We start from the raw sequence: 23,024 nt of genomic DNA, 5'->3' as shown, positions 1-23,024 counted from the left end.
CGACGTGCGCGCCGCCGCGGCCTTCTACCGGTACGCCGCGGATCAGGAGCAGACCGCCCCCTGCGACGCCGACCCGACGAGCTTGGCGTACTTGCCCAGCACCCCGCGGCGCAGCTCGGCCGTGGGGGTGGGCGGGGTCCAGGCCTCGCGGCGGCGGGCCAGCTCCGCGTCGTCGACGAGCAGGTCCAGGGTGCGGGCCGCCATGTCCAGCACGATCCGGTCGCCGTCGGCGACGAGCGCGATCGGCCCGCCGTCGACGGCCTCGGGCGCCACGTGGCCCACGCACAGCCCGGTGGTCGCGCCGGAGAACCGGCCGTCGGTGAGCAGCAGGACGTCCTTACCCAGGCCCGCGCCCTTGATCGCGCCGGTGACGGCGAGCATCTCCCGCATCCCCGGCCCGCCCGTGGGCCCCTCGTACCGGATGACGACGACGTCGCCGGGCTGCAGGTCGGGCACGGCGTCCATGGCGCCCTGTTCGCCGTCGAACACGCGCGCGGTGCCCTCGAACCGCGACGAGTCGAACCCGGCGCTCTTGACCACGGCCCCCTCGGGCGCGAGCGAGCCGTGCAGGATCGTGATGCCGCCGGTGGGGTGGATCGGGTTCGACAGTGCGCGCAGGATGTCGCCGTCGAGGTCGGGCGGGTCGATCTCGGCGAGGTTCTCGGCGAGCGTGGACCCGGTGCAGGTCAGCACCTCGCCGTGCAGCAGCCCGGCGTCGAGCAGCGCCTTCATCACGACGGGGACGCCGCCCACCCGGTCGACGGTGGACATCACGTGCGCCCCGAACGGCTTGACGTCGGCCAGGTGCGGCACGCGGTCACCGATGCGGGTGAAGTCGGCCAGTTCCAGCGGCACGCCGGCCTCCCACGCGATCGCGAGCAGGTGCAGCACCGCGTTGGTGGACCCGCCGAACGCCATCACCACCGCGATCGCGTTCTCGAAGGCCTCCTTGGTGAGGATCTGCCGGGCCGTGATCCCCTTCTCGATCATCCCGATGACGGCCTCGCCGGACGCCCGCGCGATCCCGTCGCGGCGCCGGTCGACCGCGGGCGGGCTGGCCGAACCGGGCAGCGCCATGCCCAGCGCCTCGGCCGCGGACGCCATCGTGTTCGCGGTGTACATGCCCCCGCAGGCGCCCTCGCCGGGGCAGATCGCGCGCTCGATGGCGTCGACCTCCTCGCGCGTGATCAGCCCACGGGCACACGCGCCGACGGCCTCGAACGCGTCGGCGATGGTCACCTCCCGCTCCCCCACGTACCCGGGCATGATCGACCCGGCGTAGAGGAACACGGCGGCCAGGTCGAGGCGCGCGGCGGCCATCAGCATCCCGGGCAGGGACTTGTCGCAGCCGGCGAGCAGCACGGTGCCGTCGAGCCGCTCGGCCTGCACGACCGTCTCCACGGAGTCGGCGATGACCTCGCGGCTCACCAGCGACCAGTGCATCCCGATGTGGCCCATCGAGATGCCGTCGGACACCGAGATCGTGCCGAACTCCATCGGGAACCCGCCCGCGCGGTGCACGCCCTCCTTGGCCGCGAGGCCCAGGCGCTGCAACGACAGGTTGCACGGGGTGATCTCGTTCCAGCTCGACGCGATGCCGATCTGCGGCTTGCCGAAGTCCTCGTCGCGCATCCCGACCGCGCGCAGCATGCCGCGGGCGGCGGTGCGCTCCAGGCCGTCGGTGACGTCGCGGGAACGGGGCTTGATGTCGCTCATGAGTTGCATGCTCCTGACGTGGTGGTGGCCCCAGTTTCCCCCTCGCGGCCGCGACGTCCGCGCCACCCCGCGACTCGTGCGGGTGGGCGGGTCGTCACGGCACCAGCGGGGCCAGCGTCTCCAGTACGGTGCGGTTCGCCGCGCACAGGTCGGCCCGCGTGTCCCGGGCGAGGGTGACGATGCTGGCCAGCCCGTTGCCCAGCGCCATGGTGGACAGGCACAGCGGCGCCTGCCCCTGCAGCGACCGGTGCTCCAGGCCCGGCCGGCCACCGAACTGCGTGGCGCTACCCGGCCGCACCGCGGGGTCGATGCTGTAGCCGCCGGTGGGCGGTCCCCAGCTCAGGACGGACGCGATGGCGTCCGACGCGTAGTCGCAGCCCACGCGGTAGAGCGTGCCGGCATCGACCGGTGCGGGGAACGGGCGCGGATCGATCCCCGCGGGCCGCAGGTCGGCGGGGAACGCCGACCAACCGACGGTCGCGCACGGGTCGAACGGTGCGCCCACGTCCGCGGCCACCGGGAAACCCTCCAGCGAGCCGAGTGCGAGCGCCCCCGTCGCGGGGGTGGCCGGACCGGGCAGGGTCGACTCGATGCGGGCCAGGTGACCCCGCGCGGTGTCGCAGTCGACGGCACCGACGGCCAGCGTCTCGCGGTGCAGGTACGGCAGCGACGGGGCGAGCAGCGTGGTGTCGCTGGCCTGCCGGGTCACCGTGCACCCGGCTTCGCTCTCCTCGACGGACTCCAGCCGCCCGCCCGGGATCCTCGACACGGTGCCGGCGACGTCGGTCTCGAACTGCTGCAGTCCGAACGCCACCTCGACGTCGCCCGCGCCGCAGCGCCGCGGGCCGGTGACGGTGACGTCCACCGCGTCCGGCACCAGCAGCGCGAGCGCCGCGCACGGGTCCTGCCCACCGATGGTGAAGGCCGGGTCGGTGCCCGCGGCGGCCCGGCGGGGCGGGGCGTCGACCCGGCCGAGGATCTCGGCGAGGTAGCCGCGTGCGAGCGCGCAGGACGCGGCGGGGTCGTCGACGACCTCCCCGCGCACCAGCACGCCCCAGCCGGACCCGACCGGACGGGCGTAGCCGCACTCGGCGCGCCGCTCGGCCCCGTCGGCAGGCGCGATCGCCGGGAAGCGGCGCCCGCCCGCCTCGGCGTCCGGCCCCGGACCGGGTTCGACCTCGCCGGCCTCGACCGAGACGTAGGAGAACCGATCGGTGCCGGCGACCTCGAGCGCCACCTCGCAGCCGTCGAACCCCCGTACCGGGCGCACGGAGAACGCGACGGCCCCGGTGAGCCGCTCGGCGGCGGCCACGTCCAGCGTGGCGCACGCGTCCCACCCGCGCACGATCGCCATCTGCTCGGCGAGGATCCGCTCGGCGTCGTCGAAGGGCAGGTCGGCGACGGGGACCCCACGTGCCGGGGCAGGCGTACCGGGCACGGTGACCGAGCACCCCACGACGGCGAGCACGGCCACCACGACGACAGCACGCAGACTCCGCCCCACGGCCGCAAGCTAACAGCGCACCGCCCGCCCCCGGAGACGTTCGCACACATCCCACCCACCCGTGCACCCCGAAAGCACTTCGGAGCCACAGTGCTGTTTCGCGGGCGCGGAATCAGCAGTGTGGCTCCGAAGTGCGGAACCGCGGGGGCTAGCGGGCTGTCGCGAAGCCTCGGTCGCGGCGGATGTTGGCCCGGCGGCCCTTCAGGGTCGTCGTGCCCTTGAGGCTGCGCAGAACGTCGTCGGCCGTGTGCTCGGGGATCTCGACCAGGGCGTGGCGCTCGTGGATCTGGATGGCGCCGATGTCGCGGCCGGTCAGGTTGGACTCGTTGGCCAGCGCACCCACGATGTCCTGCGGGCGCACACCGCTGGCCCGCCCCGCGTTGACGAACAGCCGCGTGGTGCCGGCCTTCGGCTCGCGGGTGCCGGCCGCGCCGCCGCGACCGCGGGGCTCGCGCGGGCCGCGGGGGTCCCGGCCCCCGGCGCGCGGGGCGGTGACGACGGGGATGTCCTCGCCGTCGTCGGGCGACCCCGCGGCCTGCGCCATGAGCCGCACGGCGGCGGCGGCGACGTCGACCGGGTCGAAGTCCTCGGCCAGCCCGGCGATCATGGCGCGCACACCGTCGTCGTCGGCGGGCGTGTCGTCGGAAGGCGCGTCGTCGGTGAGTGCGGTACGGAGCGCGTCACGGGTGCGCTCCAGGCGGGCGGCCCGCAGGTCGGCTGCGGTGGGCACCGGGGCCATGACGATCGGCTGCCCGGTGAGCCGCTCGACGTTGCGCAGCGCGTAGACCTTCGACGGCGGCGCGAGCGTGATCGCGACGCCCTCGCGCCCGGCCCGCCCGACCCGCCCGATGCGGTGCACGTAGGCCTCGGAGCTCTGCGGGACGTCGTGGTTGACGACGTGGGTGAGCAGGTCGATGTCCAGGCCGCGGGCCGCCACGTCGGTGGCGACGAGCAGCTCGGTGCGCCCGCTGCGCAGCCGCTCGACGACCCGGGTGCGGTGCTCCTGGTCCATGCCGCCGTGCAGCGCCTCGGCGCGCAGACCGCGCCCGGTGAGCGTCTCGGTGACGGCGTCGACGTCGAGACGGGTGCGGCAGAAGACGATGGCGGCCGTCGGGCGCTCGGCCTCCAGCACGCGCCCGAGCGCGGCGGTGGTGTGGCTGCGCGGCACCAGGTACGCGGTCTGGCGCACCTGCGGCGCCTCGCCCGCGACCTGCTCCTCGCGGGCGATCCGCACGGTGACCGGCTCGCGCAGGTACTTCTGCGCGAGGGTCTCGATGCGGCGCGGCATGGTGGCGCTGAACAGCACGACCTGCCGGCTGTCGGGGGTGGCGTCGAGCAGCGTCTCGATGTCCTCGACGAAGCCCATGTCGAGCATCTCGTCGGCCTCGTCGAGGACGACCATCTCTAGGTCGTGGAGCTTGAGCGCGCCCCGGTTCATCAGGTCGATCGCGCGGCCGGGCGTGGCCACGACGACGTCGACGCCCTGGTGCAGGCCCTTGAGTTGCGGGCCGACGGGCGCGCCGCCGTAGACGGTGAGCACGCGGGTGCGCAGGTGCGAACCGTAGCGGGTGACCGCCTCGGACACCTGCAGCGCCAGCTCGCGCGTCGGGGCCAGGATCAGGCCGAACGGCGCGGCGCCGCGCTCACGGCCGGGGCGCAGGTCCGACAGGCGCTCCAGCATGGGCAGCGCGAACGCCGCCGTCTTGCCGGTGCCGGTGGCCGCCTGACCGAGCAGGTCACGGCCCTCGACAAGCGGCGTGATGGCCTCGGCCTGGATCGGGCTGGGCTGGGTGTAGCCCAGCTCCTCGACGACCGACTTCAGCTCGGCGCGCAGCGGCAGGTCGGCGAAGGTGGGCACGTTCTCGTGGTCGTACAGACTCAAGTCAGGTCTTTCGTCGCAGTCAGCGGGCACACGTCGGCGTACCCGCGGGCGAGCCCGCGGGCCCCCTGCACGAGATCTGCCTGGCCGTTGCGGTCTCTGATGGCCCTCAACGCACCATCGTCCTCACATAGTCCCAGGTGACGGCACTCACCCGGAAGGCGGGGTGGTGTCAGCGGAGGTCACATGCGCCGTCGGTCACGATGTCGCGTGCCGTTCACCCGGCCCCGGGACCCTGGATCCCATGAGCTCCCCTGCGCCCACCAACCTGCGCGACCTGCGGGGCCTGCGCACCGACGACGGCCGGATCGTGCGCCGCGGCGTGCTCTACCGCAGCGAGGTGCCACTCCCCGGGGGTGGCGCGGGCAGCGACGTCGCGATCTGGCCGCCCGCCGTCGTCGTCGACCTGCGGACGGCCGAGGAGCACTCGTCGCAACCACCCCGGGCCTCGTCCGTCGGCCCTCCCGACCTCGGCACCGGACCGCACCCGCTCGACGCGCCGGGCACCGCCGTGCACCGGGTCCCGATGGGGGCAGACCTCGCGCCGGCGCTCGCCGACCGGTCCGGGCACCACGACCTCGGCACCGCCTACCGCATGCTCGTGCGCGACGCCGCGGCCAGGATCGCGGTCATCGTCGGGCTGGTCGCCGGCTCGCCCGGACCGGTGCTGGTGCACTGCACCGCGGGCAAGGACCGCACCGGCATCGTCGTCGCCGTGCTGCTGCGCGCGGTGGGGGTGCGCCGCTCCGACGTCGTCGCCGACTACCTGCGCACCGAGGCCAACCTGCCGCGGCTGTGGGCGGCGCTGCAGGGTGCCGGGATCCGCGCTCCGCGCAACCGCGCACTGATGGGCGTGCACGTCGGCGCGCTGGAGGCCGTGCTCGACGAGCTCGACGCGGTGGACGGCGGCGCCGCCGGGTGGCTGGCGACGCACGGGGTGGGCGCCGACACCCTGGCCCGGCTCTCCGACCGGCTGCTCAGCCCGGTGCGTGCGCCGGCGGCGTGACAGCATCGGCGGCGTGCTCCCTCCCGCCCGGCTGATCCAGTGGGACGTCGACCGCACCCTGCTCGTGGGCGGCGGGGTCGGGGTGGAGGCCTTCGCCGCGGCCTTCACGGCCGTCACGGGGGTGGCGTGGGCCGGGGACCTGCAGGCGGCCGGGCGCACCGACCTGTCGCTCGCCCCCGAGCTGTTCGCCCAGCACGGGATCGCCGACGCCGGGCCGTACCTGCGGCCGTTCTTCGCGCGCTACGGCGCCGAGTCGGCGGCCCGGGCGCACCTGATGGCCGCGCGCGGCACCCTGCTGCCCGGGGTGCCCGACGTGCTCGCGGCCCTGCACCGGCGGCCGGGGGTCGTGCAGACGCTGGTCACCGGCAACATCCGCGCCGTCGGGATCGGGAAGGTCGCCGCGTTCGGCCTCGACCCGTACCTCGACACCGCCGTGGGCGGGTACGGCGACGACCACCCCGTCCGGTCCGAACTCGTCCTGCGCAGCCGGGGCCGGGCGGAGGCCGCGCACGGGGAGTTCACCGAGGTCGTCGTCGTCGGCGACACGGTCCACGACGTCGGCGCGGCGCTGGCCGCCGGCGTCACGGCGGTCGGGGTGGCGACCGGGCCGGCCTCCGCCGCGGAGCTGGCGGACGCCGGTGCCCACCACGTGCTCGACGACCTGTCGGACGTCGACGGTGTCGTGGCGCTGCTGGCGACGGGCCGGCTGCGGGACGAGGCGGCTCCGCCGCAACCGCGGCGATCACCGCGCGGACACTGACGGGCCACAGGTCGCTCGAGCGGAACCTCATTGCTGCTCCGGCGTCGCCGAACAGCAACCAGGTTCCGTTCGGGCACCGACCCACCTCACGGCCCGCCGGCCACCGGCACACCCGTCGGCGGCGGGCCCAGCAGGTCCCACCTGTTGCCCGCGATGTCGAGGAAGACCGCCACCCGGCCGTACGGCTCGTCCCGCGGGGCCGACACGAACCGCACGCCGGCGGTGACCATCCGAGCGTGGGACGCGGCGAAGTCCTCGACCCGCAGGAACAGCCCCACGCGGCCGGCGAACTGGGTGCCGACCGCCGCCGACTGCGCCGCGCCGTCGGCGCGGGCCAGCAGGAGGCCGGTCGCGGCGCCCGGTGGCCGGACCACCACCCACCGCTTGGGGCGCCCGTCGTCGGTCAGCGACGGCGAGTCCTCCACGAGCTCGAAGCCGAGCGCTCCGACGAAGAAGTCGAGCGCGGGGTCGTAGTCGTCGACGACGATCGCCACCAACCCGAGGTGCAACGGCTACTTCTTCTTCGGGTCGTCGGCCAGGCCGGCACGGCGCAGGGCGTCGGCCATGGCGCTGTTGCCCGGCCCACCAGCGCCGCCGGAGCTGCCGCCGCGACCGCTCTGCGCCGCCGGTCGGCCACCGCCCCTGGCGTCGCCCTTCCGTGACCCGCTTCCCGCACCGCGGGGTCCGCCCCGACGGTCACCACCGTCCGGGGCCGCTCCACCGCCCTGGTTCCGGCCGTCGGACCTCCCACCGCCGGACCTCCCACCGCCGGACCTCCCGCCGCCGGACCTCCCATCGCCGGGCTTCCCGCCGCGTGACCTCTCACCGCCCGACCCGCCCTGGCGCTCGCCCCGCGGGCCACCCCGGGTCGGCCTGCCGCCGGCGCCGGGCTCGTCGTCCAGGCGCAGCGTCAGGGAGATGCGCTTGCGGGCCTCGTCGACCTCCATCACCTTGACGCGGACCACGTCGCCGTTCTTCACCACCTCCCGCGGGTCGGACACGAAGTCCTTCGACATCGCCGACACGTGCACGAGGCCGTCCTGGTGCACCCCGACGTCGACGAACGCGCCGAACGCGGCCACGTTGGTGACCTGGCCCTCCAGCAGCATCCCCACACGCAGGTCCGAGATCCTGTGGACACCGTCGGCGAACGTGGCGGTGCGGAACGCGGGGCGCGGGTCGCGGCCGGGCTTCTCCAGCTCGCCGAGGATGTCGGAGACGGTGGGCAGGCCGAAGTTCTCGTCGACGAAGTCCGTGGCGCGCAACGACCGGAGCGTGGCGGCGTTGCCGATCAGCGACGCCACGTCGGTCCTGGCCGCCGCCAGGATGCGGCGGACGACCGGGTACGCCTCCGGGTGCACGCCGGACATGTCGACGGGGTCGTCGCCCCCACGGATGCGCAGGAAGCCCGCGCACTGCTCGAACGCCTTCGGGCCCAGCCGCGGCACGTCGGTCAGGGCCGTACGGGTGCGGAACGGTCCGTGCGTGTCGCGGTGCGCCACGATCTGCGTGGCGAGCCCCTCGGTGATGCCCGACACCCGCCGCAGCAGCGGCACCGACGCGGTGTTGACGTCGACGCCCACGGCGTTCACGCAGTCCTCGACCACCGCGTCCAGCGAGCGCGACAGGGCCGCCTCGGTCAGGTCGTGCTGGTACTGGCCCACCCCGATCGACTTCGGGTCGATCTTGACGAGCTCGGCGAGCGGGTCCTGCAGGCGCCGCGCGATGGAGACCGCGCCGCGCAGCGACACGTCGAGGTCGGGCAGTTCGGCCGAGGCGACCGCCGACGCCGAGTACACCGAGGCCCCCGCCTCGCTCACCATCACGGGGGTCAGCTTGAGCGCGGGGTTGGCGGTGGCGAGCTCGCGGGCGAGCTGGTCGGTCTCCCGCGACGCGGTGCCGTTGCCGACCGCGACGAGCTCGACGTCGTGCGCGGCGGCCAGCCTCGTGAGGGCGGCGAGCGCGCCCTTCCAGTCGCGACGCGGCTCGTGCGGGTAGATCGTGTCGGTGGCCACGACCTTGCCGGTCGCGTCGACGACGGCGACCTTCACCCCCGTGCGCAGGCCGGGGTCCAGGCCCATCGTGGCCCGGCTGCCGGCCGGTGCGGCCAGGAGCAGGTCGCGCAGGTTGGTGGCGAACACCCCGATCGCGCCCTCCTCGGCGACGGTGCGCAGCCGCACCCGGATGTCGATGCCCAGGTGCAGCAGGATGCGGGTGCGCCACGCCCAGCGCACGACCTCCCCGAGCCACCTGTCGGCCGGGCGGCCCCGGTCGTCGATCCCGAACGCGGCGGCGACCGTGGCCTCGTAGTCGGTCCGGACCCCCGGCTCGGCCGGCTCGGCGGACGGTTCGAGGGAGAGGTCGAGGATCTCCTCCTTCTCCCCGCGCAGGGCCGCCAGGATCCGGTGGGAGGGGAGCTTCGTGAACGGCTCGGAGAAGTCGAAGTAGTCGGCGAACTTGGCGCCCTCGACCTCCTTCCCCTCCCGGACCTTCGTGACGAGCACGCCACGGGTCCACATGCGCTCGCGGAGCCCGCCGATGAGGTCGGCGTCCTCGGCGAAGCGCTCGACGAGGATCGCCCGCGCCCCCTCCAGCGCCGCGGCGGCGTCGGCGACCTGCTCGGTGACGTAGCCGGCGGCGGTCACCTGCGGGTCGAGCGACGGGTCGCCGAGCAGCGCGTCGGCCAGCGGCTCGAGCCCGGCCTCGCGTGCGGCCATCGCCTTGGTGCGGCGCTTGGGCTTGAACGGCAGGTAGACGTCCTCCAGCCGGGCCTTGGACTCCGCGGCCCGGATCCGCTCCTCCAGCTCCGGGGTCAGCTTGCCCTGCTTCCCGACCTCCTCCAGCACGGCGCTGCGCCGCTCCTCCAGCTCCCGCAGGTATCCCAGGCGCTCCTCCAGCGTGCGCAGCTGCGCGTCGTCGAGGGTGCCGGTGGCCTCCTTGCGGTACCGCGCGATGAACGGCACCGTGGCGCCGCCGTCGAGCAGCCCGACGGCCGCGGCCACCTGGTTCGGGCGGACGCCCAGCTCGTCGGCGATGCGCTGCTCGACGGTGTGCGGGCCGTGCGGGCGGCCGGTGGCGCGGGGGACGGAGGCGGGGGCGGTACTGGTCACCCCGACATGGTCCCGCGCCCCGCCACCCGCCCCGCGAACCGGGGTCGGTGCCACCGCGCGACGACCTCCCCGCACCGCACGGCCACCCCGCACCCGCACCACGGAGCCGTCCGCCTCACGGGTGTCCCGCGCACCTCCCCGTCACCCGCGCACCGCCGGACGTGCGCGAGACGCGACTCGGTGCGCGGGAGGGCCCCGCCGCCACGTGGTGGCCGGCGGACCCGATCAGGCCAGGGTCAGGGTGGCCGTCACCGCCGCCGGGTGGCCGCGCACGCCTGCCCGCAGGCCGCCGTCCGCCGACCCCCGGGCCACCACCGTGGATCCGGCGATCACGGGTTGCCGCAGCCGGTAGGCGAACCCGGTGACGCGACGCCGCGGCGCGAACCGGCGCGGCAGCTCCAGCAGCAGCAGCGCCAGCAGCGGACCGTGCACGACGAGACCGGGGTAGCCCTCGACCTCCGTGACGTAGGGGTGGTCGTAGTGGATGCGGTGGGTGTTGTAGGTCAGCGCGCTGAAGCGGAACAGCAGCGCGGCGTCCGGGAGCAGCTCGGCCCGCCACTCCCCCGCACCCTCGGACCGGTCGGCGGGCGGCGACGGTAGTGGCCGGGCGACGCCTGCCGGCTGGCTGCGGTAGGCGAAGTCCTGCTCCTCGACGACGGCCGTCGCGCCTTCCACCGCGAACTCGTGGCGCTGCGTCACCAGCACCATCGCCCCGCTGCGCCCGGCCTTCGGCGTGGCCGCGACCAGCGACGACCGGCGCGTCACCTCGTCACCGACCCGCAGCGGGGCCCGGACCTCCAGGCGCCCACCGGCGAACATCCGCCTGCGGTCGGGCAGCGGCGGCAGGAACCGGCCGTGCGCGGGGTGCCCGTCCTCGCCCAGCTCGGCCTGCGCGGGGTGGTCGAGCAGGTGGAACCAGTGCCACAGCGGCGGCAGCTCCGGCCCGGGTGCCTCCCGGTCGAGCAGCGCGGCGAACGCCTCCCCCGGCCACGCGCCGATCCGCCCGGTGCTCAGCCGGGGCCCGGGCGCCCAGCCGTCGAGGTGCCGGGCGAGGTCGTCGACGTCCACCGGCCGATCATCCCGCGCGGGCGACGGCCACGGGCGGCAGCCCCGGCCCCGGGGCTCGATCACCCGCTACGGCCGTGCGAACAGGGCCACGCACTCGAAGTGGTGGGTCATCGGGAAGGCGTCGAACGCGCGCAGCCCGGCCAGCTCGTAGCCGTGCCCGGCGAACAGGGCGACGTCGCGGGCCAGCGCCGCGGGATCGCAGGCCACGTGCACGACGCGGGCGGGACCGCGGGCCGCCAGCGCGTCGACCAGCGCCCGGCCCAGACCCTTGCGCGGCGGGTCGGCGACGACGACGTCCGGGCGGCCGGACAGCGATCGCCCGTCCAGCTCGGGGACCAGCCGCTCGACGCGACCGACCCGCCAGCTCACCTGCGGGAGGTCGGCGAGCGCCACCCGGCCGTCCGCCACGGCCGTGCGCGCGGACTCGACGACGGTGACGTGCCCGCCCGGCCCGACCTGCCCGGCCAGCACGGCGGCGAACAGCCCGACCCCGCCGTAGAGGTCCCAGGCCACCCCGCCCTGGGGGGCGGCGGCCCACTCGCCGACGACGGCCGCGAGGGTGTCCGGCAGCGCCGGGTGCACCTGCCAGAACACCCCGGGCGACAGCCGCCACTCGCGGCCGATCGCCCGCTGCACGACCGCGCCGTCGTCGGGGAACCCACCGGCGTGCACGCCGGGCGCGTCGATGTGCACGATCCCGTCCGCGTCGGCGGCCACCCCCACCTCGCCGCCCGGTTCGAAGGTGTGACCGAGCACGTCGGGCAGGGCGCCGGCCGGAGCCAGCGGGCAGTCGGCGATCGGCAGCACGTCGTGGCTGCGGTGGGCGCGCAGGCCCGCCCGCCCGGACTCGTCGACGGCCAGCCGTACCCGGTGCCGCCAGCCCAGGGGCCCGCCCGGCAGCTCCTCCACCGGGGTGGGCCGCACGATCCCGGCGAGGCGCTGCAACTGCTCGGCCAGCACGGCGGCCTTGAGCTCGCGCTGGGCCGCCGGGTCGGCGTGCTGCAGGTCGCAGCCCCCGCAACCCCCGGCGCGGGCCCAGTCGCACGGCGCCGGCACGCGGTGCGGCGAGGCGTCGAGCACCACGACGGCGTCGGCGCGGCAGAACCCGCCACCGCCGTCCTCGGTGACGACGACCCGCACCCGCTCGCCGGGCAACGCGTGCCGCACGAACACGACGCGGCCGTCGACGCGGGCGACACAGTGCCCGCCGTGCGCGACCGGCCCGACGTCGAGGTCGAGGATGCGGTCGGTCCAGTCCAGCGTGCCGGTCGTGCTCGTCATCTCGATGCCCTGTCCCTGCCCTTGTCGGGTGATTCGTAGCCGCGGCGGGACGAGCCGGGCGGGGTCTCCGGGCGGCGCGCCACCACCCGTTCGGAGGACACGAGCTGCCACGGCACGCTCGTGACCATCACGCCGGGCTGGAACAGCAGCCGGCCCTTGAGCCGCAGCGCGCTCTGGTTGTGCAGGATCTGCTCCCACCAGTGGCCGACGACGTACTCGGGGATGAAGACGGTGACCACGTCGCGCGGGTTGTCGCTGCGGATGCGCTTGACGTAGTCCAGCACCGGTTTGGTGATCTCCCGGTACGGCGACTCGACGACCTTGAGCGCCACCGGGATCTTGCGCTTGTCCCAGTCGCGCACCAGCTTGCGGGTGTCGGCGTCGTCGACGTTGACGGTGACGGCCTCCAGCACGTCGGGCCGGGTGGCGCGGGCGTAGGCGACCGCCCGCAGGGTCGGCTTGTGCAGGGTGGAGACGAGCACGATCGCGTGGTTGCGCGAGGGCAGCACACCGTCACCGTCGCCCGCGACCAGTTCCGCCGACACGCGGTCGTAGTGCTTCTGGATGGCCTGCATGAGGGCGTAGAACACCGCCATCGCGGCGATGGCGATCCAGGCGCCGCGCGTGAACTTCGTGATCAGCACGACGACCAGCACCACACCGGTCATGGCGGCGCCGAAGCCGTTGATCAGCCGGGAGCGCAGCATCCGGGACCGCTCCGAGGGGTCCTTCTCGGTGGCGAGCAGGCGGTTCCAGTGCCGGAGCATGCCGAACTGGCTGAGGGTGAACGAGGTGAACACACCCACCGTGTAGAGCGCGATGAGCCGCGTGACCTCGGCCTGGAAACCGATCACCAGCAGGATCGCGACGGCGGCGAGGGCGACGATGCCGTTGGAGAACGCGAGGCGGTCGCCGCGGGTGTGCAGCTGGCGCGGCAGGTAGCGGTCCTGGCTCAGGATCGAGCCGAGCACCGGGAAGCCGTTGTAGGCGGTGTTGGCGGCGAGCACCAGGATGAGGGCGGTGACCACGACGACGAGGAAGAAGCCCGGCGGGAAGGTGTCGAACACCGCGGCCGCCAGCTGCGCCACCAGCGTCTGCTGGACGTAGCCCTCCGCCCCCGGGAACTGGAGGACGGGATCCTCGGCGATCTTCGCGCCGGTCAGCTGGCCCAACGCGATCAGACCCATGAACATCGCGGCCGAGATGACGCCGAGCAGCAGCAGCGTGGTGGCGGCGTTGCGCGACTTGGGCTTGCGGAACGCGGGCACCCCGTTGCTGATGGCCTCCACACCGGTGAGCGCCGCGCAGCCCTGGGTGAACGAGCGCAGCACCAGCAGGGCGATCGCCAGGCCGGTGAGGGCGTCACCCTGGGACACCAGCTCGAGGTCGGCGCTGGCGGCCCGCACGTCGTCACCCAGCAGCAGGATCCGCGTCAGGCCCCAGATGATCAGCGTCCCGATGCCGAACATGAACGCATAGGTCGGGATCGCGAACGCCACGCCCGACTCGCGCACACCCCGCAGGTTCACCGCGGTGAGCACGACGATCGTCGCGACCGCGAAGGCCACCTTGTTCTCCCCGACGAACGGCACGAGCGCGCCGACGTTCGCCGCCGCCGCCGAGATCGACACCGCGACCGTGAGCGTGTAGTCGACCAGCAGCGCGCTCGCCACGGTCAGGCCGGCCCTGCGGCCCAGGTTGACGGTGGCGACCTCGTAGTCCCCCCCGCCCGACGGATAGGCCCGCACGTTCTGCCGGTAGCTGGTGACGACCGTGAGCAGCACGACCGCGACCGCCGCGCCGACCCACGGCGAGAAGACGTAGGAGGAGATCCCCACGATCGACAGCGTCAGGAAGATCTCCTCCGGCGCGTACGCCACCGACGACATCGCGTCGGAGGCGAAGACCGGCAGCGCGATCCGTTTGGGCAGGAGCTGATTGCTGAGCCGATCGCTGCGCTGCGGCCGCCCGACCAGGATGCGCTTCACCGCTGTGGCGAGCGTGGACACCCGCGCAGCCTATGCCGGGAACGGAAGGACCGACGGAGGAGGCCCGGGTGGGTCCGGTCCAGGGCGCGGGCCGGGACGAGCGGTGTGCGAGGCGGGCCGTCCGCGATAGCGTGCGCCCGACGCAGGAGGACGGTGCGCGTGTACGTGGTGATCATGGGATGCGGCCGGGTCGGGTCGGCGCTCGTCGCGGGCCTGGAGCGGCTCGGCCACGAGGTGGCGGTGATCGACAAGGACCCGCAGGCATTTCGCAGGCTGGGCGCGGACTTCCACGGCCGGCAGGTCGTCGGACAGGGCTTCCACCGGGAGGTCCTGGTCGAGGCCGGGGTCGAGCGCGCGCAGGCGTTCGCCGCGGTGTCCAGCGGGGACAACTCCAACATCATCGCCGCCCGCGTCGCGCGGGAGAGCTTCGGCGTCGAGCGCGTAGTGGCCCGCATCTACGACGAGAAGCGCGCCGCGGTCTACGAGCGCCTCGGCATCCCGACCGTGGCCACGGTGCCCTGGAGCACCGACCGGCTGATGCGGATGCTGATGCCCGACGGCGTGGCCTCGGCGTGGCGGGAACCCTCGGGCACCGTGGCGATCCTGCCGCTACCGCTGCACGAGGACTGGGTCGGCCACTCGATCAAGGAGCTGGAGGGCGTCGCGGGCTGCCGGGTGGCCTTCGTCGTGCGCTTCGGCACCGGCGTGCTGCCCAAGCCCGACACCGTCGTGCAGGCGGAGGACACGGTCTACGTGGCCGCCGTGTCGGGCACCGTCAGCGACGTCACCGCGGCCGCGGCCGCCGCCCCCCAGGAAGGCTGATCATGCGCGTCGCCATCGCCGGGGCCGGGGCCGTCGGACGCTCGATCGCCCTGGAGCTGTTGGAGAACAAGCACCAGGTGATGCTCATCGAGCGGGAGCTGTCCCAGATCGAGCCGGAGGCCGTCGAGGCGGCCGAGTGGGTGCACGCGGACGCGTGCGAGCTGTCCTCGCTGGAGGACGCCGACATCGAGAGCTGCGACGTCATGATCGCCGCCACCGGCGACGACAAGGTCAACCTGGTCGTGTCGCTGCTGGCCAAGACCGAGTTCGCGGTGCGCCGCGTCGTCGCCCGCGTGAACGACCCGCGCAACGAGTGGCTCTTCGGCGGCAACTGGGGTGTCGACGTCGCCGTGTCGACGCCGCGCCTGCTCGCCGCCCTGGTGGAGGAGGCGGTGGCGGTGGGTGACCTCGTCCGGCTGCTCACCTTCCGACAGGGCCAGGCCAACCTGGTCGAGGTGACGCTGCCCGCCGACACGCCGCTGGCCGGGCGCCCGGTGCGGTCGGTGAAGCTGCCCGTCGATTCCGCGCTGGTGGTGATCCTGCGCGGCGGGCGCGTGATCGTTCCCCAGGGCGACGACGCGCTCGAACCCGGCGACGAGCTCGTCCTCGTCGCCACCGCGGCGGTGGAGGAGGACATCCGCGCCGCCCTGGAACGCTGAGCGGGGCCCGCCCGGGTCGGGCGGCGGGACCCGGCGGCGGGACCCAGCGGCGCGACCCAGCGGCGCGACTCGAGGCAGCTGGCGGAGCTACAGGCCTGTTTCGGGGCCGGGGGCCGGGAGCCGGGAGCCGGGAGCCGGGAGCCGGGAGCCGGGAGCCGGGAGCCGGGAGCCGGGAGCCGGGAGCGATGATCGGCGTCCGGGAACGCTCCGCGCGCCAGGACACGCCCACCGGTTCCACCACGCCGATCATGCCCGCCAGCCCGGACCATGATCACCGAATCGGAACCCGGAACCGCACGACGCACACCTCCCGGTTCCGACACGCCGATCACCCCGGCGACCAGGACCGGACCCACCCGCCACCACGGCACGTCCCGGGACGGGACGGGACGGCGAGCTGCACCACAGGCGCCCCACGCCGGCCAGCAGAGACCCGGCACATCCGCGAACCGGACCACGCCCGTCGGACCTGCGCACCGATCACCGCCGCCCCCGCCCCGAGATCAGCGTCTCGGAACACCCGACGGCCCGAGACACACCCGGCGGTTCCGGGACGGCGATCATCCACCGCGCTCGGGGTCACCGCCACCAGCGGCGGGTCGGGACCGGCGGAGCCGGACGTCCGCTCCTCGACCCGTCCGCGGTTCCGGACGCGCCCCGTCGGGTGGTGCTGGCCGGGCGGGGCGACGGTGAACCGGCATCAGCGCGGGCACCCCGCCGGGACGAGCGGTTCTCCGCGGCCCCGCGGGGTCAACCGGCGGCGGGCGCGGGCGTGCGGGTGGCGCGGCGGACGGCCCAGATCGTGAACAGCAGGGCCAGGCCCGTGAGCGGGTAACCCATGGCCAGGCGGGCGACGCCGAGCCAGGTCTCCTCGTTGGCGTCGTAGAGCAGCCCCTGCAGCACGACCCGGGACGCGAACACCAGCGTCCACAGCAGGCTGGCCCAGGTGTAGGCACGCAGCAGCGCCGGGTTGCGGCGCCAGCCCTGGCCGTCGCCGTTGATCCCGTGCCAGATCACCCCGGCGAGCGGGCGGCGCACGAGCACCGACACGAGGAACGCGAGCCCGAACGTGGCGCTGGCGATCAGGCCGGGCAGGTAGAACCCGCGGGCCTCCCCCGTGCGGCTGGCGATGAACGCCGCGATGGCGACGCCGAGCAGGCCGGAGACGGCGGGCTGCAGCGCCTGCTTGCGAGCGATCCGCCAGACCGTGACCGCGACGCCGGCCACCACCGCGGAGACGATCGCGGCCTGCAGCTCGAAGACGATGTTGGCCACCACGAACACGGCCACCGGGATGGTGGAGGCGACGATGCCCGGCACGCCGCCCATCTGCTCGAGCAGCGTGGGGAACTGACGTTGGGGCGCGGTGCCCTCGGGACCCGCCGTCACTGCGCCTGGCAGATCTCGTAGTACGGGTTGTAGAGCACCTTGCGCCCGTCGCGGACGGCGAGCCGCCCCCGTACCCGCATCGTGCGTCCCGGTTCGATGCCCGGGATGCGCCGCCGGCCCAGCCAGATCAACGTGACTCCCTCGCTGCCGTCGAACAGCTCCGCCTCCAGGGACGCGTCCGCGTCCTGCGGGCAGAACTCCACGCTGCGCAGCCTACCGAGCACCTCGACCTCGTCGCCGCAGGCACAGTCCGACGCCCGTTGGGCCCCGGACCTCTCGGCGTCGTCGGAGAGGTCGTCGGCGTCCAGGGTGTCGACGTCGCTGGTGAGCCTCTTGAGCATCCTGCGGAACGCGCCACCGTCGGTGGTACTCAATCTCACTCCCAGCACGACCGGCGCCCGCCATCGGGCTCGCTACCCTGCAAGGGTAACTCCCGCGAAACGTGTCCCGCAGAGCCTGGCGGGGTCCGGTCCCGCGGACCGGGCCGCGTGCACCCCGCCGTGCGCCGAACGGTGGCTCCGCCCGCCGGACGGTCGTCCGTGCGCGGCGGTCGTGCTGCCCGGATCGGCGTCGGACGAGGTGTTCGTCCGGGACGGCGTTCGCCGGGCCGCTGCGGTCGACGGGCGTGCCGCTGGTGGCCCCGCCGCCCCGGTACGCGGCCGCGGCCGAGCCCGGTCCCACCGACGGCGAACCGGCCGGGCTCGGTGTCCCGGCCGGGGTGGTCGCGTTGTCCGGCGACCCGCTGCACCCGCCGGCCGAGGCCCGGCGCTGGCGTGCGCTGCTGCCCGTCGCCGTGTTGCACACCACGACGCTGGACGCGCTCGGGGCCGATCCCGCCGTGCTCGGGCGCGCTGCGGTGCTCGGCTGGCTCCAGGCGTCCGCGCGTGGGTGACCCGGCCGCCGTCGGATCAGCCCGGCCGGTGGTGCCGGCCCGGGTTGCGGGCGGGCCCGGTGGGCCGGTAGGTGAGCGCGGGGCCGTCCCCGCCGGGGGTGCTCGGCGGATCCGGATCCGGATCCGGGTCGGCGCGGCCGTGGCGGCCCGGGGCGGGCGGTGCCACGACCGGCAGCGGCGTGGTGTCCGCTCCCGACGGCGGAAGCGGCTCGGGCTCGGGGGCACGCCGACGCCCACCCCGACCGGACGGCGCTCCGTCGACATCGCCGGCACGCGCTGCGCCACGGGCGTCGGACCCCGGCTCGTAGCGGGCGCGGCGACGCCCGGGCCGTTCCCGGACCAGCGCGGCGAGGTCCAGGGTGTCGTCGGGCCGACGCGCCCCGTCCGGGAACGAGGTCGGTTCCGGGGCCCGGCGGCGACCACCGCCCGGGGCGGCCCGGGCCGGTGCGTCCGGGGCCCGGCGCCGCCCGGCGATGCGACCGGCCTGCTCCGGCGCGCGACGGCGACCGGCCGGTCCGGCGGGCTCGGCGGGCTCGGAGACGGGGCGGCGCCGCGCCTGCAGCAGGTCGGCGAACAGCGGCTCGGCGTCCGACGGCTGGGCGTCGAGGGAATCGAACGACACGAGTTCGGAGACCGGCGGCTCGGGATCGACGGCCCGCCCGGCCCGCAGCTCGGCGTACAACGTCTCCCCGGCGGTGGGCTCCTCGGCGATCCGGCGTTCGTCCTCGGGTGACGGCACCGCAGGCCGCCGCTCGGTCCGGTCGCCGCGGCCGAGCGGCTGCGGGAACCCGCGCGGCGGCCCCGCCACCGGCACGACGGGCCACTGCTCGGTGGCCGGCGTCCCGATCTCGTCGAACCGGGCCCGCTCCGCCTGCCGGCCGGCCCCGGCCGGGGCTGGGGGCGCGGGGGCGGGTGCCGGCGGACCCTCGCCGACCGGCGAGCCGAACCCGGTGGACGCCCCCGACCCGCCCCACGGGTCCGGCGCGGGGCCGTCGTCCGGCTCGGCGGGGATCGCGGGCCACCACTCGGTCGGGGTGACGACGTCGTTCAGCGGCCGATCCACGCTCACGTCGTCGCCCGGGTCCCGCCCGAGCTCGATCGCACCGACCGGCCCGGGCGGGGCCGCCCACAGCGGTGTCGGCGGATCGGCGGGCGGAGGCGCGGGGGCCGGCGGATCGACCGGCCGACGACCGGCCTGCGCGGTGGCGCGGGGGGACACCGGGAGCGCCTGCGTGGCGTCCGCCGACACGGGGATCGGCACGACCCGAGGAGGCACCGGCCGGCGGACCTCCACGGTCCGGGCCTCCACGGTCCGGCGCTCCACCGTCCGGGGCTCCACGGTCCGGATCGGGGCCACCGCACGCGGAGCGGCCACGAGACGCTGCGGGGGCACGGGCCGCGTCGGCGGTGAGGGCGGCGCGGGGGCCGCCGCGGGCGCGGGGGCCGCCGGGGGGACCGGGACCGACCGCGGCGGTTCCTCGACCGGAGCGTCGGCGACCAGATGCTCCGGGACGACGAGCGGGAGCACGGTGCGTACCGGGTAGGGCGAGCGGCCGCGGTCCACGACGGCACCCTTGATCATGGTGCGCAGCGCGGCCTCGAGCTCGACGGCGTACCTCGCGGGACCGGTCGCGACGCCGTACAGCATCCAGCGGGCACCGTCGACGCCGATGAAGACCGAGTTGGCGGCACCGGTGCGGGCGTGCAGCTCACGGCCCCACTCACCCTGGAACGACCGCACCCGGGCGCCGCCGTCGCGCAGCGACGTGTCGATCTCGGCGACCAGCTCGGGCCACAGGGCGGAGGACTTCGGGGCCGCGAGCGCGCTCACCGAAAGCCGGCCGCCGGGCATCGTGACGTGCACGGCCTGCAACCGCCCGTTCGCGGTGGGCTCGACGGTGACCGTGCCGCCCTCCGGCACCGGCACCCGGACCGACCCGAAGTCGACCGTCCCCGGCGCGGGCGCCGCGCCCGGGTCGAGGTCCTCGGCGTCGTGGGGCCCGAAGTCCCGCGCGGCCTGTCGGGCCGCCTTGTGCGAGCCCGTGCGGAACGCCCCGGTGGCGCCGGTGCGCCTGCCGACACGGCCCGGGGCGTCGGCGGTCACGGGGCCTCCCCCAGCGCGGCGTGACCGCCCGTCGAGCCGTGCCCCCCGGCGCCCCGCTCCGACGCGGGCAGGGCGGGGACCTCGACGAACCGGGCCTGCTCCACCCGCTGGACGACGAGCTGGGCGATCCGGTCACCGCGCCGCAACGTCACCTCCTCGCCGCCGAGGTTGATCAGGCAGACCCGGATCTCGCCGCGATACCCGGAGTCGACGGTGCCGGGGGCGTTGACGATCGAGAGCCCGGTGCGGGCGGCGAGCCCGGACCGCGGGTGCACGAACCCGGCGTACCCGTGCGGGAGCGCCAGAGCGACGCCGGTGCCGACGAGACGGCGTTCCCCGGGCGCGAGCACGAGATCGGCGGTGCAGGACAGGTCGGCCCCCGCGTCGCCCGGGCGGGCGTAGGAGGGCAGCGGCAGCGCCGGGTCGAGCCGGACGACCGGAACCTCCAGCGGCGACACGTCGGATGGCGACACGTCGGCGGCGCGCCCGTCGACCGACGACCCGGCCGTCTGCGGTGCGGCGGGCGGTGCGGTGGACGGCGCCTGCTGGGGAGCATCGACGGAGCCGGACACGACGGTCGACGCTACCCTCGGTGCTTGTGAACGAGCACCCATCGACGCCGAAACCTGCGACGTCCGGCATCCCCGGGTTCGACGAGCGGTTGTCCGTGCCGTGGTGGTGGTACCTGCCGGCGGTCGGCGTGGCGGCCCTGCTCGGCGCCGAGATCCACATGGGCTACCCGGGTCTGCGGTCGTGGATCGGCTACGCGGTGGTGGTCCCGGTGGCGGTCGGCGTGCTGGTGTGGCTGGGTCGCACCCGGGTGCGGGTCCGCGAGGGGCGGCTGCACGCGGGCGAGGAGTCGGTCGCGGTGGACAGCATCGGCCGGGTCGAGGTGATCCGCGACCGCGACGCCAAGCAGGTGGCGCTGGGTCCCGACCTGGACCCGGCAGCCCACCTGCTGCACCGCGCCTGGATCCGGCCCGTGGTGCGCCTGGAGATCACCGACCCGGACGCGGACGTGCCGTACTGGGTGATCAGCGTGTCGGATCCCGACCGCTTGCTGGCCGCGCTCGGACGCTGAGCTGCACATCCACCCCGCGGCACAGCCACCCCGGAACGCGGTGACGCCCCCGACCTGCGGGGTCCGGGGGCGTCGGCGATCGGAGCTCAGGCGGCGCAGTCGCGGCAGATGTACTGGCTGCCGTTGCTCTCGGCGAGCCGGCTGCGGTGGTGCACAAGGAAGCAGCTGGCGCAGGTGAACTCGTCGGCCTGCTTCGGGAGAACCTTGACGGTGAGCTCCTCGCCGGACAGGTCGGCACCCGGGAGCTCGAAGCTCTCGGCCGTGTCGGTCTCGTCGACGTCGACCACGGACGACTGCGCCTCGTTGCGACGAGCCTTCAACTCGTCGAGCGAGTCCTCCGCCATGTCGTCGGTCTCGTTGCGCCGCGGAGCGTCGTAGTCGGTTGCCATCGTCCCCACCCTCGTGAACTGCAGTTCGTCGTCGTCGTGCCGCTGGACAACGTCACAGCGGCGGGGTTTGTGCCCGGCTCCGGGAGTGACGCCGGTCTCACCCGAACACGCGCCCGAACCCCTGCCCGGGCGGCGAACCTTAGCCCACCCGTCAACCCCCCGTCACGGCGCGCCTCACATGATCGGCTCGTCGGCCCGCTCCGAACGCCACGGGCCTGCTCGGCGGGCCCACCACCCCCGTAGGGTCCTCGTTCGTGACCGCGTCTCCCGCTCCCGGACCCGACCGCTCCGTCCCCGGCGCCGACGCCGGTCGGGTGGGCGCCTGGCTGGCCGCTCGACTCGACGATCCCCGGTGGTCGGAGTGCACGCTCAGCCCGATCGGCGCGGGCCGGTCCAACCTCACCTACCGCGTGTCCAGCGCGGCCGGGGACGTCGTGCTGCGCAGGCCGCCGGTGGGGCAGGTCGCGGCCACGGCGCACGACATGGGCCGCGAGCGGCGCGTCATCAGCGGGCTGGCGTCGACGGCGGTGCCGGTGCCCCGGGTGCTCGCCTGGGCCGAGGAGGGCCCCCCTGTCGACGCGCCGTGCTTCGTCATGGAGCTCGTCGACGGGGTGGTACCGCTCGGCGAGCTCCCCGACGGGTGGGCGGCCACCGAGGGCGAGCGCGGGCGGGCCGGGCAGGCGCTGGTCGACGTGCTGGTGGCGCTGCACGCGGTCGAGCCGGAGTCCGTCGGGCTCGGCGACTTCGGCCGCCCGGACGGGTTCATGGCCCGCCAGGTGCGGCGCTGGGGGAAGCAGTGGGAGGCCGCCCGCGACGCGGGCGGGGCCGCCGACGAGGACACGGCCGCCGCGCTGACCGGCTTCGCCCGGACGCTGGCCGACTCGGTGCCCGCCACCCAGCGGAACACGATCGTGCACGGCGACTACCGCATCGACAACTGCCTGTTCGACGCCGACGACCCCGGGCGGATCCGCGCCGTGCTCGACTGGGAGCTGTCCACCCTCGGTGACCCGATGGCGGACCTGGGTCTGCTGCTCGTCTACTGGCGCCAGGCCGACGACCATCCCCTGTGGGAGGCCGCGCAGCGGATCCCCAGCCCCACCCGACTGCCGGGGTTCCCCACCCGCACCGAGGTGGCGACGGCCTACGCCGCGGGCTCGGGCCTCGATCTGGAACCGCTCAACTGGTACGTCGCGTTCGGCACGTTCAAGCTGGCCGTCGTGCTCGCGGGGATCCTCGCCCGGGTGCACGCCGGGATGGTGCCCGCGTCGATGGCCGACGGGCTCGACGACGCCGTCGACCCGCTCGTCACGCTCGGCCGGCACGTGCTCACCGAGGGGCTGGGCTCGTGAGGCACCCTGCGGCCGCACGAACCG

General features: G+C 75.2%; 20 protein-coding genes. 7 read left to right on the top strand and 13 right to left on the bottom strand.

From position 1 onward, the window contains the following. Positions 1 to 42: 42 nt before the first annotated feature. From ilvD to Q1K26_RS09430, 3 genes are all read right to left on the bottom strand, one after another. Entirely contained in the window at positions 43 to 1,716 is a 1,674-nt protein-coding gene (gene ilvD, locus Q1K26_RS09440; protein ID WP_300009211.1) for a dihydroxy-acid dehydratase, read from the bottom strand. A gap of 94 nt (positions 1,717 to 1,810) precedes the next feature. Further along, positions 1,811 to 3,220 carry a hypothetical protein gene (locus Q1K26_RS09435; RefSeq protein WP_300009210.1) on the bottom strand — a complete coding sequence of 470 codons (1,410 nt, stop codon included), beginning with the start codon at positions 3,218 to 3,220 and terminating at the stop codon, positions 1,811 to 1,813. Between the two features lie 148 nt (positions 3,221 to 3,368). Next, on the bottom strand, positions 3,369 to 5,102 hold the full coding sequence (locus Q1K26_RS09430; protein ID WP_300009209.1) for a DEAD/DEAH box helicase: 1,734 nt from the start codon (positions 5,100 to 5,102) through the stop codon (positions 3,369 to 3,371). Between the two features lie 241 nt (positions 5,103 to 5,343). Here Q1K26_RS09430 and Q1K26_RS09425 point away from each other — a divergent pair, with 241 nt between their 5' ends. Together Q1K26_RS09425 and Q1K26_RS09420 are read left to right on the top strand one after the other, a co-directional pair. After that, positions 5,344 to 6,105: a tyrosine-protein phosphatase gene (locus Q1K26_RS09425; RefSeq protein WP_300009208.1), complete on the top strand. Its 762-nt coding sequence runs from the start codon at positions 5,344 to 5,346 to the stop codon at positions 6,103 to 6,105. 13 nt (positions 6,106 to 6,118) lie between these two features. Beyond that, positions 6,119 to 6,865, top strand: a complete 747-nt coding sequence (locus Q1K26_RS09420) for a haloacid dehalogenase-like hydrolase (protein WP_300009207.1) — start codon at positions 6,119 to 6,121, stop codon at positions 6,863 to 6,865. Positions 6,866 to 6,951: 86 nt separating this feature from the next. Here the strand turns inward: Q1K26_RS09420 and Q1K26_RS09415 are convergent, their stop codons facing one another. From Q1K26_RS09415 to Q1K26_RS09395, 5 genes are all read right to left on the bottom strand, one after another. Next, positions 6,952 to 7,374, bottom strand: coding sequence for a VOC family protein (locus tag Q1K26_RS09415; RefSeq protein WP_300009206.1), 423 nt, complete (start codon positions 7,372 to 7,374; stop codon positions 6,952 to 6,954). Positions 7,375 to 7,377: 3 nt separating this feature from the next. Next, the gene (locus Q1K26_RS09410) at positions 7,378 to 9,975 is read right to left on the bottom strand and encodes a Tex family protein (protein ID WP_300009205.1); all 2,598 of its coding nucleotides are present in this window, start codon (positions 9,973 to 9,975) and stop codon (positions 7,378 to 7,380) included. 225 nt (positions 9,976 to 10,200) lie between these two features. Further along, the gene (locus Q1K26_RS09405) at positions 10,201 to 11,043 is read right to left on the bottom strand and encodes a MaoC family dehydratase N-terminal domain-containing protein (protein ID WP_300009204.1); all 843 of its coding nucleotides are present in this window, start codon (positions 11,041 to 11,043) and stop codon (positions 10,201 to 10,203) included. A gap of 66 nt (positions 11,044 to 11,109) precedes the next feature. Continuing rightward, positions 11,110 to 12,324, bottom strand: coding sequence for a TRAM domain-containing protein (locus tag Q1K26_RS09400; protein ID WP_300009203.1), 1,215 nt, complete (start codon positions 12,322 to 12,324; stop codon positions 11,110 to 11,112). Beyond that, on the bottom strand, positions 12,321 to 14,333 hold the full coding sequence (locus Q1K26_RS09395; RefSeq protein WP_300009202.1) for an APC family permease: 2,013 nt from the start codon (positions 14,331 to 14,333) through the stop codon (positions 12,321 to 12,323). Before Q1K26_RS09395 ends, Q1K26_RS09400 begins: the two co-directional genes overlap by 4 nt. Before the next feature lie 138 nt (positions 14,334 to 14,471). Between Q1K26_RS09395 and Q1K26_RS09390 the strand changes: the two genes are divergently transcribed. After that, positions 14,472 to 15,134 (top strand): TrkA family potassium uptake protein, encoded by a 663-nt coding sequence (locus Q1K26_RS09390; RefSeq protein ID WP_300009282.1) that lies wholly within the window; start codon positions 14,472 to 14,474, stop codon positions 15,132 to 15,134. 2 nt (positions 15,135 to 15,136) lie between these two features. Continuing rightward, positions 15,137 to 15,793 carry a TrkA family potassium uptake protein gene (locus tag Q1K26_RS09385; RefSeq protein WP_300009201.1) on the top strand — a complete coding sequence of 219 codons (657 nt, stop codon included), beginning with the start codon at positions 15,137 to 15,139 and terminating at the stop codon, positions 15,791 to 15,793. A gap of 750 nt (positions 15,794 to 16,543) precedes the next feature. Here the strand turns inward: Q1K26_RS09385 and Q1K26_RS09380 are convergent. Both Q1K26_RS09380 and Q1K26_RS09375 read right to left on the bottom strand, forming a co-directional pair. Further along, entirely contained in the window at positions 16,544 to 17,182 is a 639-nt protein-coding gene (locus Q1K26_RS09380; protein WP_300009200.1) for a DUF3159 domain-containing protein, read from the bottom strand. Next, positions 17,179 to 17,556, bottom strand: coding sequence for an OB-fold nucleic acid binding domain-containing protein (locus Q1K26_RS09375; RefSeq protein ID WP_300009199.1), 378 nt, complete (start codon positions 17,554 to 17,556; stop codon positions 17,179 to 17,181). Before Q1K26_RS09375 ends, Q1K26_RS09380 begins: the two co-directional genes overlap by 4 nt. 260 nt (positions 17,557 to 17,816) lie before the next feature. Here Q1K26_RS09375 and Q1K26_RS09370 point away from each other — a divergent pair, with 260 nt between their 5' ends. Next, the gene (locus Q1K26_RS09370) at positions 17,817 to 18,074 is read left to right on the top strand and encodes a hypothetical protein (RefSeq protein WP_300009198.1); all 258 of its coding nucleotides are present in this window, start codon (positions 17,817 to 17,819) and stop codon (positions 18,072 to 18,074) included. Positions 18,075 to 18,090: 16 nt separating this feature from the next. Here Q1K26_RS09370 and Q1K26_RS09365 read toward each other — a convergent pair whose 3' ends face one another. Both Q1K26_RS09365 and dut read right to left on the bottom strand, forming a co-directional pair. Further along, positions 18,091 to 20,178: a DUF3710 domain-containing protein gene (locus tag Q1K26_RS09365; protein WP_300009197.1), complete on the bottom strand. Its 2,088-nt coding sequence runs from the start codon at positions 20,176 to 20,178 to the stop codon at positions 18,091 to 18,093. Beyond that, positions 20,175 to 20,627 (bottom strand): dUTP diphosphatase, encoded by a 453-nt coding sequence (gene dut / locus Q1K26_RS09360; RefSeq protein ID WP_300009279.1) that lies wholly within the window; start codon positions 20,625 to 20,627, stop codon positions 20,175 to 20,177. Before dut ends, Q1K26_RS09365 begins: the two co-directional genes overlap by 4 nt. Before the next feature lie 149 nt (positions 20,628 to 20,776). On the opposite strand from dut, the gene Q1K26_RS09355 reads away from it, so the two are divergent. Continuing rightward, the gene (locus Q1K26_RS09355; protein ID WP_300009196.1) at positions 20,777 to 21,259 is read left to right on the top strand and encodes a DUF3093 domain-containing protein; all 483 of its coding nucleotides are present in this window, start codon (positions 20,777 to 20,779) and stop codon (positions 21,257 to 21,259) included. 86 nt (positions 21,260 to 21,345) lie between these two features. Here the strand turns inward: Q1K26_RS09355 and Q1K26_RS09350 are convergent, their stop codons facing one another. Beyond that, positions 21,346 to 21,648: a DUF4193 domain-containing protein gene (locus Q1K26_RS09350; RefSeq protein ID WP_300009195.1), complete on the bottom strand. Its 303-nt coding sequence runs from the start codon at positions 21,646 to 21,648 to the stop codon at positions 21,346 to 21,348. Positions 21,649 to 21,902: 254 nt separating this feature from the next. Between Q1K26_RS09350 and Q1K26_RS09345 the strand changes: the two genes are divergently transcribed. Further along, positions 21,903 to 23,000 (top strand): phosphotransferase family protein, encoded by a 1,098-nt coding sequence (locus Q1K26_RS09345; protein WP_300009194.1) that lies wholly within the window; start codon positions 21,903 to 21,905, stop codon positions 22,998 to 23,000. Positions 23,001 to 23,024: the final 24 nt, after the last annotated feature.

Source organism: Pseudonocardia sp., from assembly GCF_029263155.1.
Lineage (GTDB): Bacteria > Actinomycetota > Actinomycetes > Mycobacteriales > Pseudonocardiaceae > Pseudonocardia.
The sequence above is the reverse complement of the archived record's forward strand: the minus strand, read 5'-3'. Positions and strand labels throughout refer to the sequence as shown.

What these genes read in the sequence shown, in the direction of transcription:
- ilvD (WP_300009211.1), bottom strand. Translation starts at nt 1,716, where the DNA reads ATGAGCGACATCAAGCCCCGTTCCCGCGACGTCACCGACGGCCTGGAG.
- Q1K26_RS09400 (WP_300009203.1), bottom strand. Translation starts at nt 12,324, where the DNA reads ATGACGAGCACGACCGGCACGCTGGACTGGACCGACCGCATCCTCGAC.
- Q1K26_RS09425 (WP_300009208.1), top strand. Translation starts at nt 5,344, where the DNA reads ATGAGCTCCCCTGCGCCCACCAACCTGCGCGACCTGCGGGGCCTGCGC.
- Q1K26_RS09350 (WP_300009195.1), bottom strand. Translation starts at nt 21,648, where the DNA reads ATGGCAACCGACTACGACGCTCCGCGGCGCAACGAGACCGACGACATG.
- Q1K26_RS09385 (WP_300009201.1), top strand. Translation starts at nt 15,137, where the DNA reads ATGCGCGTCGCCATCGCCGGGGCCGGGGCCGTCGGACGCTCGATCGCC.